Below are 15,143 nucleotides of genomic sequence, written 5' to 3'. Positions count from 1 at the left end.
TATAAGTCGAATGAAGGAGTAAGGTTTCGATATTCTATTTCTGACTTTGATAAATCCAGAATGCCCAACAAAGTGCTAAATCTAGGCGTAATTTTAGTGATTTTTGTCGCTATTGTTGGGCTAAGGACACCCAAAGTGCAAGCACAGTCAGCACCACTGTTTGAAAATGTGACAATTGAGCGCGACTTTTCTTCACCGTTGACGCTGAGAGGGATTAGTGGTGGTTCAGTACCAGCTCAAAAAGTAGCAGGAAGAAGTGAAACTGTGAATGGACCATGCGTTGGTTTTGTCGATGTAGAACCGGATCACACTTTAGTATTAAAAGACTTTTTTAAGTATCTCCGACTTCAGATACAAAGTCCTCAAGATACTACTATCATCGTTCGCGGTCCTGGTGGTACTTGGTGCAACGATGACGCGGAAGGAAAAAATCCTGGTATTGGTGGAGAATGGCTAGCTGGTAGTTACGATGTTTGGGTAGGCTCGTTTGAGCGAGATAAGTATTATCCTTATATTTTGAGAATTACGCAAGAACCCTAGTCTAAACTTATGGTTTTTGCAAACAAACTACATAGATGTAGCATTCCCGCAGCGTAGACACACAGGACACAAAGAAATAAGAGTTGTTTGTGTAAGTCCTCATGAAAGCAGCTTGTTTACATGACAAAGACGATTTTTTCTGGCAACATACGACTTGGTACGGCTTGCAGGAAGATACGCTGAAGCAAGTTGCTTTGATATATACTGGTTCCGATTTACCTGTACTCTGGGGTTTGACAGTAGAACCAAATTTGATGGCTCATCTTAGTGGATTAGCTCGCGTATTTGCTGATGATTACCAAATACAATTCCACGGTTTGTATAACAAAATGGCTTTAACTAATCATCAGCTTTTAGCTGATTTTGATACATCTGAAGGCATCAACTTGCAGTAGACAATGCAGATGAAATAGTACAGTTATATCGCGTGAGTTATCTAGAAAACTGGTTTGACTTGCAGATGATAGAAACTGAATGCTACTATGGTGTTCGACGCGAAAATACTCTCGTGAGTCTTGCTGGAGTCCACGTGTATTCCCCACAATTTCGCAGACAAGGATTGAGTAAAAAGTTGTAACTAAGTTTTGGCAAGGACTTTGCCAGACGGTGAATTGTATCGGTTTAAAGGTGAAAGCCGATAATGCGAGCGCGATTGCGTTTTATATAAAACTTGGCTGCGAGTGGATAGCTACATATGAAGAATGCTTATTGACTTTGTACTGACTATCAACAATTACTTTTACTAATCGTACATAATCTCTCAACAATAGACAAATATTCTGTCTATAATGAGTTTTTGATACGTTACCAAATTAATTTTGTTAACTGCTTGAATATGCAAACTAAATAATGCGATCGCTTGTGCAAGTTACAGCAAGTTTACTGCAAATATATTGCAACTTGCGAAGAACACTTGCTGGTCTTTGCGAAATATCAAAGTTACTTAACAAAGGAAACAGTAGCCATTTTTACTGAATATAGTTGTTAGTCGTCACAAAGACGAAAGCGGTATGTAGACTAACTAAGTCTAATTCCGCTCTGGAAGTAATTTGAATCAAAAATAGGAAAGAAACAGATGAAAACAGCAGTTGCTGGAGCTATTTTGGCTACCTTTAGCTTGAGCTTGCCAGCAGTGGCAGCTACTACAACTAAGTACCAGTTTAAAGGACAAAATGCTTCTGCTTCATTTTACCAGTATGATGATTGTAATTCAACCTCTGTTTATATTAACGCTTTTACTAGCAGAGTTAAAGACGGTCCAGGCGCACCGACTCCACAGATGGGAGCAGACTTATATTACGATACCTATAACTTTTGCAATGGAACATATTCATCTGGATATGGCTCTAGTCCGAATGCCAACTTCACAATCGATAATCAGCTTAGCTCAGCCTCTTTGAGAGGTACATTTGTAGTCTATGACTACTCGTCAGGAACTAATAAAAATGTATCGGTGGCGTTAACTTGGACAGGTATAGGATCTACATCCACAGGTAGATCCGATTACACTTATCAAACACAAAATTATTTTTCGCGCTATCGATCTAATGGTTCATATAGGGAAGCACAAGTTACAGGCAGCATTACGATAGATGGCACAAATCTGATTGAAAATCTATTTAGCTATGGTAGCCTAAGCTCTTCTAAAAGCGGGAGTTTAGAGCGTACCACTAGAAGATAAAGTAGCGAATCAGGTTTATCAGGAATTCAACGAGTTGAATCGTCGTTATTACTGTAGTTCTGATTTTATGGCGACAACTCGTTCTTTTCGCAAAATGGTATCACAGATGAAATCCCGTTCGATGATTTTATAGACTCAGCTAGCTCTAAGTCACATTAAGGACTTAAGTAACAACAAAGTACAATTAACCGAGAATTAATTTCTTTTTAACCTTTTATTATAACCTCTTAACCATAGCTCAGTATTCTATCTGTAGTGAGATTTTTACGCGTTTTTAAAATCAATACACAGATAATATGCTGGGTCACAAGATGAGTATCAAACTTGGTCGCTTCAAGGCAAGTATGACAAGTCGAAGAGCGATCGCATCGCTACTCGTAGCAGGTGCAACAATTGGTTTATCAGTACCCGCAGTAGTTCGTTCTCAAAACCCAACGACAATCCGCATTGATGGTTCTAGTACAGTTTTCCCAATTACGGAAGCTGTAGCCGAAGACTTTCAAAAACAAACCGGTGGGAGAACGCGCGTTACAGTTGGTATTTCTGGTACTGGCGGTGGATTCAAAAAGTTCTGTCGTGGCGAAACCGAAATTTCTAACGCTTCTCGACCGATTAAAACTGAAGAAATGGCAGCGTGTAAGAGTGCTGGGATTCAATACATCGAAATGCCAGTAGCTTACGATGCTCTAACCGTCGTTGTCAACCCCAGAAACAACTGGGTAAACAGCATGACTGTCGCTGAGTTAAAGCGCATTTGGGAACCCGCCGCGCAAGGTAAAATTACGAACTGGAGTCAGGTACGTCAAGGATTTCCTAACACGCCCATGAAGCTGTACGGTCCTGGCGCAGATTCGGGAACTTTTGAATACTTTACTGAAGCAATAGTAGGTAAAGCTAAGTCTAGCCGCACAGACTACACAGCTAGCGAAGATGATAACGTTCTGGTACAAGGAGTTAGTCGCGATCGCGGCGCGTTAGGTTACTTTGGCTATGCCTATTACGAAGCTAACAAAAATCGCTTAAAAGCTGTAGCAATTGATAATGGCAACGGTAAACCTGTATTACCTTCTAGAGAAACCGTAGAAAATGGTACTTATCAGCCTTTGTCGCGTCCTTTATTTATTTACGTGAACGCTAAAGCAGCAGCTAGAGATGATGTCAAACAATTCGTCAACTACTACATGAGCAACGCACCTAGATTAGTTGCTGAAGTTGGTTATGTAGCTTTACCTGCACGTGCTTACACGTTAGCAAGAAACCATTTTCAACAAAACAAAGTAGGAACAGTATTTGGTGGTAAAGAAGCTGTTGGACTTCGTATTGAAGAACTATTGCAACGCGAAGCTAGACTGTAAATAATCGTTGCTAAATATAGCAATTGCGATTAGTAGTTGACTCAAAGTTGATTACTAATCGCTCAATTATAGTTAAAGAAATTACTGCGAATAAATTCGCTAGGTATGCGCTGAATTCACATAATTATGGTAGAAAGGCAAATACAACTTACAAAAAGACCATTATCATCTAAATTACTGCGAAATATACAGGAAAAAGCAATTGAGATTTTATTATTTCTCGCAGCTTGTTCTTCTGTTGCCACAACGATCGCTATTCTGGGAATTTTAGTATACGAATCGATCGCTTTTTTTCGAGAAGTTTCTATAATAGATTTTCTCACAGATACACAATGGTCGCCACTATTTGATGATGCGCACTACGGAATTTTACCACTTCTTTCAGGTACTTTAGTAACAACGGCTGTTGCTTTGTCAGTTGCAGTACCCCTAGGAACTATCGCAGCAATTTATTTGAGTGAGTTTGCACCTTTTCGATTTCGTGAATTTATTAAACCGTGTTTAGAATTATTAGCTGGTATTCCTACAGTAGTTTATGGCTATTTTGCGCTCTTATTTGTAACACCACTATTACAAAACTTTTTATGGGATCTCCCTGGTTTTAATATGTTAAGTGCTGGCATTGTTATGGGAATAATGATTATTCCCTATGTCAGTTCAGTAAGTGAGGATGCAATGCGCTCTGTACCTGTACAACTACGCGAAGGTTCGTATGCTATGGGTGCGACGCGTTTACAAACAGCATTAAAAGTTATTTTTCCCGCAGCTATTTCAGGAATTACAGCAGCTTATATTTTAGGAATTTCGCGTGCAGTTGGCGAAACAATGATTGTGGCGATCGCTGCTGGTTTGCAGCCGACTCTCACCTGGAATCCGATGAACGAAGCTGCAACAATCACCGCCTATATTGTTTCTGTAAGTTTAGGCGATCTACCTCACGGTAGTTTAGAATACCAAACGATCTTTGCTGCAGGACTAACACTGGTATTAATGACTTTAGTTTTTAATATTTTTGGTTATTTTCTTAGCAGACACTTTCGCGAAAAATACTGATTATGCAGCAAGACTTACAACACATTAAAACAATTATTGCCCGCAATAAACTTTGGCAGGCAATGTTTGCTGTCGTTGGCTTGTTGTCTGTATTAGTTGGAATTGCCACACTAATAATATTAATAATAGATCTATTTATTGATGGCTTACCTCGTTTATCGTGGCAATTTTTAACATCTTTTCCTAGCCGAAAGCCCGAAGAAGCTGGAATTTTAGCCGCTTGGGTAGGTACGATTCTAGTGATGATTGTCACGGCGATCGCAGCCATACCTGTGGGAATTGCTTCAGGTATTTATTTAGAAGAATACGCTGGGAAAAATTGGTTAACAGGTTTAATTGAAATTAATGTGACTAATCTAGCAGGTGTTCCTTCAATTATTTACGGACTTTTAGCATTAGGGTTATTTGTTTATCAACTCAATTTAGGTGAAAGTATTCTGACTGCAGGATTAACTCTTGCATTACTTGTTTTACCAATTGTAATTGTGACTACCCGCGAAGCATTACGCGCAATTCCTAATAGTATCCGCGAGGCTGCTTATGCAATGGGTGCAAGTAAATGGCAAGCAATTTGGGATCACGTCTTACCATACTCGATTGGCAGTATTCTGACAGGTGTCATTATTGGGTTATCGCGCGCAGTTGGCGAAACAGCACCTTTAATTACAATTGGGGCTCTAACTTTTATTGCTTTTTTACCCGATCCGCCAATCAAAACAGAATTTCCCTACATTTCTTTCAGTTGGTTACAAGCGCCCTTTACAGTAATGCCTATTCAAATGTTTAATTGGGTATCGCGTCCTGAACCAGCTTTTCAATTAAATGCTGCTGCTGCTGGAATCGTATTAATTTGTATGACACTGGGAATGAATGGTTTAGCCATTTATCTCCGCTATCGTATCCGTCAACGAATCAAATGGTAGAAATAGCCTCCTTTAAAACTAAAGCTAAAGTTAATCACCTGAACTTTTATTACGGAAAAGTCCAGGCATTAAAAAATATCAATTTGCTTGTACCTGAAAATAAAGTGACAGCTTTAATCGGACCTTCAGGATGTGGTAAAACTACCTTACTGCGTTGCTTTAATCGGATGCACGATCTGTATCCTGGTAATCGTTACGAAGGAGAAATCTTCCTTGATTCTGAACAAATAAATATATTAAGTCGTCACATAGATCCAATAGAAGTAAGAATGCGGATTAGTATGGTATTCCAAAAACCTAATCCTTTCCCAAAATCAATCTATGAAAATATTGCGTATGGATTGCGCGTGAGAGGCGAGTCGCGACGAAGCGTTATTGATGAAAAAGTAGAACAAGCTTTATACAACGCAGCATTATGGGATGAAGTAAAAGATCGCTTATACGATTTAGCTTTTAATCTTTCTGGAGGACAACAGCAGAGGTTATGTATTGCCCGTGCCTTAGCAACGAATCCTGAAATTATCCTTTTTGACGAACCAACATCAGCACTCGATCCAATTTCTACAAGTAATATTGAAACCTTAATTACTCGATTAAAAGAAAAAGTTACAATTTTAATCGTAACACATAACATGCAGCAAGCTGCACGAATTTCTGACTATACAGCTTTTATGTATCTGGGAGAAATTATCGAGTTTGAACAAACAAAGCGAATGTTTACGCATCCTAATAATAAACAAACCGAGGATTATATCCGCGGTAGATTTGGGTAAATATGATGAAAGAGGTAGACCTAAGCACTGTAAAAGCATTATGAATCAACCTTATTTATTCCGAAAAAATCTACCTCCTCTCTTACAATTGTTATATCGACCCATGCTATTTATTTCTTTGGGTTTGCATGGGATACTTCTAATGCTACCAATACCACAGCCAACAAAATCACAAATTGAACAAAAACCAAAACAAGAGGAACTAGAAATTACCCAGTTACTCGCACCGCCAAAAAAACCTTCTCCTCAAGCATCTGTACCAACTAAACCTTCGCCACGTCAGCTTCCACAACCAAGCCCCAAAATTACACCACAACAGGTAACACCGCCAACAATATCGCAACCAAAACTATCTCCTAGTAGTTCGCCAACACCTCAAGCTACACCGAGTTCCACAACTACGCCTTCAGCATCTCCAACGCCATTACCTTCACCAGAGGAATCAACAACTCAGGAACCAACGCCCGAATTGACAACAGAAGCATCTCCTAACACCTCAGATGATAATGAGACATTCCAAAATCTCTTTGGAGAAATTTCGGGAGAGGTTGCGGAAGAATTGGGCGTCGATCCGAGTTATTTTGCACAGCCTGAATTATTTTTTACAGCAGAAAGCTTAGAGACAGATGAACCACAACAAAAACAGGAAATTACGCGAATTAAATGGATTTCACTAAAAACACCCGAACAAGTCTTTACTGAAATTGAACCACAGCTAACAAATAGTGGCATAGAAGTTTCCTTACATGGCGAGTACGGTGGAGGAAACATTTACAAGCTACAAAAAGGTAATTTTGTCAAGTATTTAAACTTAGTCCCTACAGCAACGAGTATCGGTACAATGATTGTTGTCTGGAATAGCGATCCGAATGCTAATCAATAGCTAAAGAAACGCGATCGCCTCCGACATCGCGCATTTCTGCCAATAGTTGAACGACAACTTCATAGGGTAATTCAAGATCAGGTTGAAGCACAACAGCAGCTTGGGGATTTTGCTGAAGATAAATTTGCATTTGTTGCAGGAGTTGCTGTTTACTCACCTGTTGTTGTTCAATAAAAATCTGTTGTTGTCTACTTAATTCTACAACTAGTGGTTCAGGGGCGTTTTGCGGTGATGTAGTATCTCCTGCGGGTAGCTGAATATCAACGCCTTGTTCGGTTGTCAATGTCATCGAAATCAAAACAAAAAAAGCCAGAGTTGCCATCATGACGTTCAACATTGGCGTTAAGTCAATTGTAGGTATTGCAGCACGTTGCTGTTTAAATCGCATCATCTTCTTTAATTTCTTTCGATAGCCAAAAAAACGCGATCGCCTCCGATATCGCGCATCTTTTCTAAAACTCGGACTACTTGTTTATACGATAATTTTTTATCAGCTTTTAGTACGACTAGTGCTTGCGGATTTTTCTCTAAATAACCTTGAACCTCTTTTTCTAGGAGCGTTAAAGTAATCAATTGATTTCCAATGATAATCTCGCCGCGGAAGTTTAATCCTACAACTAAAGGCTCGAAAGTCTTAAGTGAAGAACTTTGTTCGCGCACTTCACTACTTACTTTTGGTAAACTCACATTAGCAATTCTTCTACCAGATAATGTCATTGAAGTGATGATGAAGAACGTGAGAACAGACATCAATACATCCATCATCGGTATTAAATTAACTTCTGGTAGCTGCGAGGAGCGTCTGTGCTGATTTCTAAACAAAATAAATTACCCGTTACCGCGAATACTGTTTTGTCCAACAGAACTTAACATTGGTTCATACCAAGTTTGGCGATAGATGAGTTCTAATTCACTACCTACCTCTGAAAAGTAATCAATTTGCTGTGATTGCAGAGATACAAAAATTCGGAAAAAAATTAACGCAGTAATTGCGACAATCATTCCCGCAGCTGTAGTAATTAAGGCTTCACCAATACCCGCAGCTGCACGTGTAGCTTCCGCTGTTGTACCTCCACCAATATTTAAATTATTAAACGTACCTATTAAACCTGTAACTGTTCCTAGTAATCCTAATAAAGGTGCAAGCGCTACGACAGTTTCTAATAATTTATCACCTTTACGCATTTGCGTAAACTCTTTATCTCCTGCGGCTTCCATCGCGAGACGAAACGTTTCAGGAGTAGGTTGGTTTAACTTCAAAGGCGCAAGTAAAAAACGACCAATCGGTAAAGATTGAGCTTGATAAGCTATATTTGCAGCTTTGGCTAAATCAAATCGTGCTGCTGCTAACACCTCGCGAACAATTCGATCTTCTTTACTAAGTAATTGAAACCAAAACCAAGCTCGTTCTAAAGCACAAGCTAACGTCACAATAGAAAGCCCTAACAAAGGCCACATTACAGGACCACCTGCAATAAAAGTGTCATATACTCTAGCCATACTTATTTTCTCTGGCTCTGGAAATCAATATGTATGCAGATACCTGTTTTCCTTAAATACACTATGAAAGTTAAGGGAGGATTATCAAATTAACTAAAGAAGTCATGCTTGATGTGAAGCTTGGGTCTGGAATGCTTTCTGTAATTGCACGTACTTTGAGACAATGAGTATTAAAATTATTCAAGTACAAACAGAAGAACGCAAAAAACATATTTATAGATTATTTGAAGAGAATTTAACTGCAACTCAGTTACTTGTTGAACGTGATTTTAGTATCACTTTTGATGTAGAAATTCTTTTGCAGCAGGATCTCATAAGAATGCCACAGTTTGTCCCTCCAGCAGGGCGATTATTAATAGCAGAATATGACACTCATATTGCAGGGCGTGCTGGACTGCGGGAAATTGCCGAGGATGTGGGCAAAATTAAAAGAATGTACGTTCGTCCAGAATACCGCAGAAAAGGAATTGGTAAGGCTTTAGTGCAAGCTATTATTAGTGAACGCAACAAATAGGTTATTTAAAGTTACGTTTGGATTGCGCACCTTTTGCTAAAGCAGCACAAGCACTTTATCATTCAGTTGGTTTTCAGAGTATTCAACCCTATCCTGAAAGCGAAATTCCTGAAGCATATCACTCAAACTGGAAGTTTATGGAGTTAATAATCAAGTGATTCGTTGTGAAAGTTTACTAGATGCTTCTGCGATTCATAATGTTCATACTCAAGCTTTTGAACGTGAAAATGAGGCGCAATTAGTTAAGAACATTCGGCATTCAGATCGTTATATTCCGCAGTTATCTCTTGTTGCAGAAGTTAACAATACTGTAGTTGGTCACATTTTATTTAGCTATATTGACCTTGTAGGGAAAGAAACTTTACGCGTATTAGGTTTAGCGCCCTTAGCAGTCATTCCTAAATTTCAAAAACAAGGAATTGGTAGCGCACTTGCGCAAGTTGGTTTAGAAACTGCGGATCAGATGAGCGAAGCTTTAGTAGTTGTTTTAGGACACCCTCAATTTTACTCGCGCTTTGGTTTCCAACCATCAATTAATTATGGCATTGTATCGCCTTTTCCAGTACCAGAAGACGCTTTTATGGTGAAACTGCTGACAAATTATCAAGAAAAATATCAGGGGAAAGTTATTTATCCACCTGCTTTTCAAGAAGTATAAGTGGAAACGATGCCATTTGCTTCTAATGTAGCCGCAACACGTAGAATCATTGCTTCATTGTAAGGTGCAGCGATTAATTGTACGCCTAAAGGTAAAGAACCAGGGCGGTGAATTGGAATAGATAAAACGGGTAAACCGATAAAGGATAGTGGTTGGGTGAAAAGTCCTAAATGCGGACGAATTAAAATTTCTTCACCATCTAAAATCATTGTTTTTTGCCCGATGAAAGGTGCAACACATGGTGTTGTCGGCGCAAGAATGATGTCTACACTCTGGAAAATTTCACGAACTCGATCGCGAAACCACCTCCGAAAACGTTGCGCTTGAATGTACCAAGAACTCGGAATCAACGCCCCAGCTAAAAAGCGATCGCGCGTTGCGAAATCAAAATCTTGGGGACGCGATCGCAACTTCTCCATATGCAGATTTGCACCCTCACACGAAGTCATAATAAATGCGGCAGCACGGGCGCGGTGTGCTTCAGGGATCGTGATATATTCAGTAACATCCAACGCTTGCGCAACTTGTGCAACTGCGGCGAGCGCTTCTGGTTCAGCGCCTTTGGTAAAGTAATCACCTGCAACAGCAATTCGTAAATTCTCAATACCTCGATCGAGTTGCGGTAAACACAATTCGGGCGATCTTCGCGTACATACCGGATCGCGATCGTCGTGTCCTTGCAATACATCAAATACGGTTGCTATATCGCGCACTGAACGGGCAAATGGTCCAGTATGATCTAAACTACTTGAAAACAATACCACCCCCGCGCGAGATAACCTACCATATGTTGGTTTTAAGCCGAATATGCCACAAAAAGCCGCCGGAACGCGAATTGAGCCATTTGTATCTGTACCAAGCGTTATGGGGACTAAATTCGCCGCTACCGCTGCTGCGGAACCACCAGAGGAACCGCCTGCAACGCGATTGAAGTCGTGGGGATTGTGCGTCGCGCCGTAATGGGCATTTTCTGTGACAAAACCATAGGCGTACTCATCCATATTTAACGTACCGACGAGTATTGCGCCTGCTTGTTTTAATTTCGCAATCAGTGTCGCGTCGCGCGTCGCTGGTGGGTTTTCTGCGTTAATTTTTGCCCCTGCAAGCGTTGTAATTCCGGCAACATCGTATAAATTTTTGACAGCGAAAGGAACTCCCGCAAGCGAACCTGGGTGATTTCCTAGGGCGATCGCATCATCAATTCGTTTTGCATCGTGCAATGCAGATTCCGCAGTAATTGCCGTAAAACAATTAAGTTCTTGGCGTTGTGCAATGCGCTGGAGTGCATTTTGTGTCACTTCGACAGCGCTTATTTTACCTTCACCGACAGCAGCAGCGATCGAGACAGCATCGTTCATGGCTCAAACGTTGGTAATGCTTCAACAGTTTCTGGTAGCGTAAATTCATTCACAAGTTGCGCGATCGCGTATATGCGCTCAAAATTGGCGATGACATTTTCGCGATATTCTGGATGAATTTCTAAGTCGAGAATTGCAGCTATGCGATCGACATACTCTGCGGCATCAAATTTTTCCATATTGCACAATCTAGCTTACATAATAATGAGCGTGGGAAAATAGTATCATTTATAATTCAACCAAAGTAACATTAAGCGAGAAAATAATTTACAAGATTCATACACCTGATACTGAAAGGAACTTTAAAAACTCTGCCTTTGCGTCTACCCTGCGAAAACGCTATGTCAATGCGGTTCGTTCCAAAACCTGCATAACGTTCTTCTAAATTTAACCATCAATGCAAGAAGTTACTATTAACTCCGTCCCTGAATTTTTTGAGTGCATTAGCAACATTAATCGCAGTAAACGCGCGCCTTATCGCGGGCAAAGCAGTACTATTTCCTGATTTAGAAGGAATTTATACAAAGCTTGCTGATGGGTACAACTTACAAATCTACCGCTTCCTCAAAGGAATTAGCTTTAAATTCGGATTGGCGCACCAGGACCTAGAGGAATACCTAAGAATAACCAAATAAAGAATAATATTGTCCAGCTGATTAAAAAACTGACAGAATATGGCAACATTAATGAAATTAATGTACCAATGCCCAAGTTTTTATCATATTTTTGCCCGAAAGCGACAACGATAGGAAAATATGGCATTAAAGGAGTAATAATGTTCGTTGTAGAGTCCCCAATTCTATATACTGCTTGCGTTAATTCTGGAGAAAAACCAACTAACATTAACATGGGTACAAAAACAGGAGCCATGATAGCCCATTTTGCGGAAGCAGAACCCACAAATAAGTTGAGAACCACAGTTAACAAAACAAATAACAAAAGTATTGGCGAACCAGTAACACCTGTAGCCCTCAAAAAATTAGCGCCGTTAACTGCGGTAATTAATCCTAAATTACTCCAACTAAAATACGCTACAAATTGAGCAGCGATGAAAGCTAGCGCGATGTAGTAACCTAAAGAACTCATTGCATTACCCATCGATTGGGCAACGTCTTTGTCATTGCGAATTGTACCTGCTGCTGCACCGTAAGCGATCGCAGGAATGAGAAAAGCGATCGCAATCAAAAACACAATGCCATCAATAAACGGTGAAGGAATAATCTCGCCCTCAGGACTGCGTAAAACACCCTGCGGCGGTAGTAGCAATGCCAAAACAAAGACAACAAAGGCAAGCAAAGCATAACCCGCCCAACGCAATCCTTTACGTTCGCTGGCACTCAATTCTTCAATCGGTGTCTCTTCTTCTCCCTGATAGGTATCGAGGCGCGGTTCGACAATTTTGTCGGTAACGTACCAACCAACAAGCGTCACAAGCAAAGTGGAAAATGCCAGGAAATAGTAGTTCGCTGTTGCATTAACGACATAGTTGGGGTCGATTAGTTGTGCTGCACTTTGCGATAATCCGGCGAGGAGAGGATCTAAGGGGCTGAGAAGTAAATTAGCACTAAAACCACCAGAAACACCCGCAAACGCCGCTGCCATACCTGCTAGAGGATGACGCTTAAATGCTAAAAAGACGATCGCCCCTAATGGTACTAAGACGACATAACCTGCATCTGAGGCAATGTTAGACATCACCCCAGCAAACACAACTGTAGGCGCAATTAACTTCGCAGGAGCAATGAGTACCAACTGACGCAGTAAAGCTGCTAGTAATCCTGTAGCTTCCGCAACTCCTACACCTAGCATTGCCACAATCACGGTTCCCAAGGGTGGAAATTCTGTAAAGTTAGTAACGGCTTCGGTAACTATGCGGCGGATACCATCAGGTGTCAAAAGTGAAACAGCGGTGATGGTTTCATTAGTAGCTGGATTAACGACACTCACGTTCATAGCAGCAGCGATCGCACTAATCGCAATCACAGCTAGACAAAAGATAAAAAACAGCGTCAGCGGATCGGGTAGTTTATTACCTACTGCTTCAATAAACGCCAGAGACTTACTAATCCAACCTGATTTTTTAGGAGAGCTAGATTGTTCTGGAGGAGTTGTTTGTGTCATGAACCCCTTCCTTGATTAACTTGGTAATTGGGAATTGGTGATGTCCGCGATCGCTCATTTTGGTTGGTTGGTAATTGTAAAATCTTCACTATTACCCATTACCCCTTACCCCTTCACACGACTTGACTGCGTTTAGTAATCTGCTTGAAGTTGTACATCCCAAACACAAGCCAAAACGCTAAGATTCCTGTTGTTAGCAGTAGCACCGGAACAGGACCAAACTGCGCGATTAAGAGTGGTGCAGCCGCAGTAAATAAGCCACCACCAACGATCGGTTCAAACAATAGCTGCTTGTAGGCAAAACTTTCAAAAGCACCGGAACGGTTGTCAGGATCGACCATCCGCAGCAAGACTAAGCCCGTTGCCGTGACACCCATTGATTGCCCTAAATCTCCAATACCGCGCTCAAACCAGAATGTAGGTAGGATACGCGGTCCAAGGTAGATAAAGGCAAGCACGTTCCACGCGATACCAGCGACTGATAAGATTAAAAATGGACCAATATTGCTACCCAAGACAGCTAGCGAAATTGAAGCGAGTGCGGTAACAATTGTCACGTCTAAAGCGACTCCACCAATGCGCTCGATTAACGGACGACTAATGAGGTAACTGCGTCCTGTACGTTCTACAAGTAGCTGAACAATCAGCCCGCCAATGAGTGCGATCGGAAATAATGGCACATAAGAGAATAATTCGACGCCTGCACGTCCCCAAGTAATTGATTCAACGTAGATGAGTGCTTGTAAAATTAACCAGCCGATCGCGATCGCTAGTCCCACAAAGCTCAAGTTTAACGACAGCGGATCGATCAGTAAATCGCGCATGAGTCGGGCGCGGGCGACGCGAATTGTTTGAGTTTCAGTTGGGCGATCGTGCGAATCAAAGCTTCCTGCTTCAGGATCTTCGCTGCGGACAACTTGAATTCGTCCGGTTTTCCGCCCCCAGTCTGCAAGCATTGTCCCTGCAACAATACCAGAAACAATACCTACCGTAGCTAAACCTAAGGCTAAATCAGGTCCAACAGTAAACCCTAAGTTATTGAAAGTTTCTGCCATTCCTGCTGAAGTTCCGTGTCCGCCTTCAAAGGCGACTTCGATTAATGCTCCTGCGATCGGACTCATACCAAATACTGGAGTTAAGATCAGTATAGCTAGCAGTAGTCCGACTACGTATTGTCCCCAAGCAAGCGTTTGTCCAAAGGCGACTTGCGGTGAAGCTTTGCGCCAAATATCGCGCGGACTTGGAATCGATTCTCCGATAAAGAGTGTTGCGAAAACGACGTTAATGAAAACACTGGGTGATTGCGACCACACGGTACGCATAGTCTCTGGAAACAAACCTTGAGCAAAGGGTGCTTCTGGTCCTGCAACCGCGGAAACGATCGCACCTAAAGCTTGTGGACCTAATAGTAAGGCAATCACTCCTGCAACAATCGAACTGGGTAAATAGAGATCTCGCAGCAATTTAACGCGCTGTCGCACAAATCTCCCGACTAAGACTAACAGCGCGATCGTAATAAAGGCGAAAAAAACATCTATAAGTTGAAACATAGCACCCTTCCCCACAAACACCCGCTAGGCGTTTGCTGCTTATGTTAAGTTAGGCGTTTGCAGCAAGTTTACACTGTTAAGGTGTCACTAACACAAGTAATTGAAAAGTTTGTAACCTTATTGCGTTAACTCTGTTGTATTTGCAGATACAAAGCGAGTACTTATGATTGAATAGCTAAAAAAGAATCGACATAAATACTCTGCTGATAAACTCGCTATCTACAAAAATATACT

Annotated in this window: 17 protein-coding genes; 10 read left to right on the top strand and 7 right to left on the bottom strand. The window is 41.1% G+C overall.

The features are described 5' to 3' along the window. Window positions 1-60: 60 nt before the first annotated feature. The 8 genes from B1A85_RS09175 (at window position 61) to B1A85_RS09140 (ending at window position 7,208) form a co-directional block, all read left to right on the top strand. Window positions 61-540 (top strand): hypothetical protein, encoded by a 480-nt coding sequence (locus tag B1A85_RS09175; RefSeq protein WP_210404332.1) that lies wholly within the window; start codon window positions 61-63, stop codon window positions 538-540. A gap of 101 nt (window positions 541-641) precedes the next feature. Then, a complete protein-coding gene (locus B1A85_RS24475; protein WP_210404331.1) occupies window positions 642-935 on the top strand; it encodes a hypothetical protein in 294 nt (97 codons plus the stop codon). 680 nt (window positions 936-1,615) lie between these two features. After that, window positions 1,616-2,221 (top strand): hypothetical protein, encoded by a 606-nt coding sequence (locus B1A85_RS09165; protein WP_104546598.1) that lies wholly within the window; start codon window positions 1,616-1,618, stop codon window positions 2,219-2,221. Between the two features lie 344 nt (window positions 2,222-2,565). Beyond that, the gene (locus B1A85_RS09160) at window positions 2,566-3,576 is read left to right on the top strand and encodes a PstS family phosphate ABC transporter substrate-binding protein (protein WP_246841381.1); all 1,011 of its coding nucleotides are present in this window, start codon (window positions 2,566-2,568) and stop codon (window positions 3,574-3,576) included. A gap of 126 nt (window positions 3,577-3,702) precedes the next feature. Beyond that, window positions 3,703-4,629: a phosphate ABC transporter permease subunit PstC gene (pstC, locus tag B1A85_RS09155; protein ID WP_104546596.1), complete on the top strand. Its 927-nt coding sequence runs from the start codon at window positions 3,703-3,705 to the stop codon at window positions 4,627-4,629. 2 nt (window positions 4,630-4,631) lie between these two features. Further along, the gene (gene pstA / locus B1A85_RS09150; RefSeq protein ID WP_210404329.1) at window positions 4,632-5,552 is read left to right on the top strand and encodes a phosphate ABC transporter permease PstA; all 921 of its coding nucleotides are present in this window, start codon (window positions 4,632-4,634) and stop codon (window positions 5,550-5,552) included. Next, window positions 5,546-6,325 (top strand): phosphate ABC transporter ATP-binding protein PstB, encoded by a 780-nt coding sequence (gene pstB / locus B1A85_RS09145; protein ID WP_104546594.1) that lies wholly within the window; start codon window positions 5,546-5,548, stop codon window positions 6,323-6,325. The genes pstA and pstB overlap by 7 nt, the downstream gene beginning before the upstream one ends. A 142-nt stretch (window positions 6,326-6,467) precedes the next feature. Beyond that, complete coding sequence (locus tag B1A85_RS09140; protein ID WP_146087160.1) at window positions 6,468-7,208, top strand: hypothetical protein; 741 nt, start codon at window positions 6,468-6,470, stop codon at window positions 7,206-7,208. Here the strand turns inward: B1A85_RS09140 and B1A85_RS09135 are convergent. From B1A85_RS09135 to B1A85_RS09125, 3 genes are all read right to left on the bottom strand, one after another. Next, window positions 7,198-7,599, bottom strand: coding sequence for a biopolymer transporter ExbD (locus B1A85_RS09135; protein ID WP_210404328.1), 402 nt, complete (start codon window positions 7,597-7,599; stop codon window positions 7,198-7,200). The genes B1A85_RS09140 and B1A85_RS09135 overlap by 11 nt on opposite strands. Window positions 7,600-7,604: 5 nt before the next feature. Then, window positions 7,605-7,973: a biopolymer transporter ExbD gene (locus B1A85_RS09130; RefSeq protein ID WP_210404327.1), complete on the bottom strand. Its 369-nt coding sequence runs from the start codon at window positions 7,971-7,973 to the stop codon at window positions 7,605-7,607. Window positions 7,974-8,036: 63 nt separating this feature from the next. Further along, window positions 8,037-8,708: a MotA/TolQ/ExbB proton channel family protein gene (locus B1A85_RS09125; RefSeq protein ID WP_104546591.1), complete on the bottom strand. Its 672-nt coding sequence runs from the start codon at window positions 8,706-8,708 to the stop codon at window positions 8,037-8,039. Window positions 8,709-8,871: 163 nt separating this feature from the next. Between B1A85_RS09125 and B1A85_RS09120 the strand changes: the two genes are divergently transcribed. After that, on the top strand, window positions 8,872-9,222 hold the full coding sequence (locus B1A85_RS09120; protein WP_210404326.1) for a GNAT family N-acetyltransferase: 351 nt from the start codon (window positions 8,872-8,874) through the stop codon (window positions 9,220-9,222). 154 nt (window positions 9,223-9,376) lie between these two features. Continuing rightward, window positions 9,377-9,880, top strand: a complete 504-nt coding sequence (locus B1A85_RS09115; RefSeq protein WP_104546590.1) for a GNAT family N-acetyltransferase — start codon at window positions 9,377-9,379, stop codon at window positions 9,878-9,880. Here the strand turns inward: B1A85_RS09115 and B1A85_RS09110 are convergent. The 4 genes from B1A85_RS09110 to B1A85_RS09095 form a co-directional block, all read right to left on the bottom strand. Further along, window positions 9,868-11,238 (bottom strand): AtzE family amidohydrolase, encoded by a 1,371-nt coding sequence (locus B1A85_RS09110; RefSeq protein WP_104546589.1) that lies wholly within the window; start codon window positions 11,236-11,238, stop codon window positions 9,868-9,870. The genes B1A85_RS09115 and B1A85_RS09110 overlap by 13 nt on opposite strands. Further along, window positions 11,235-11,417 carry a DUF4089 domain-containing protein gene (locus B1A85_RS09105; protein WP_104546588.1) on the bottom strand — a complete coding sequence of 61 codons (183 nt, stop codon included), beginning with the start codon at window positions 11,415-11,417 and terminating at the stop codon, window positions 11,235-11,237. Before B1A85_RS09105 ends, B1A85_RS09110 begins: the two co-directional genes overlap by 4 nt. Before the next feature lie 400 nt (window positions 11,418-11,817). Beyond that, the gene (locus B1A85_RS09100; RefSeq protein ID WP_104546587.1) at window positions 11,818-13,359 is read right to left on the bottom strand and encodes an AbgT family transporter; all 1,542 of its coding nucleotides are present in this window, start codon (window positions 13,357-13,359) and stop codon (window positions 11,818-11,820) included. A gap of 113 nt (window positions 13,360-13,472) precedes the next feature. Next, window positions 13,473-14,909: a sodium/glutamate symporter gene (locus tag B1A85_RS09095; protein WP_104546586.1), complete on the bottom strand. Its 1,437-nt coding sequence runs from the start codon at window positions 14,907-14,909 to the stop codon at window positions 13,473-13,475. Window positions 14,910-15,143 lie beyond the last annotated feature (234 nt).

The sequence above is a fragment of the Chroococcidiopsis sp. TS-821 genome (assembly GCF_002939305.1).
Lineage (GTDB): Bacteria > Cyanobacteriota > Cyanobacteriia > Cyanobacteriales > Chroococcidiopsidaceae > Chroogloeocystis.
The sequence above is the reverse complement of the archived record's forward strand: the minus strand, read 5'-3'. Positions and strand labels throughout refer to the sequence as shown.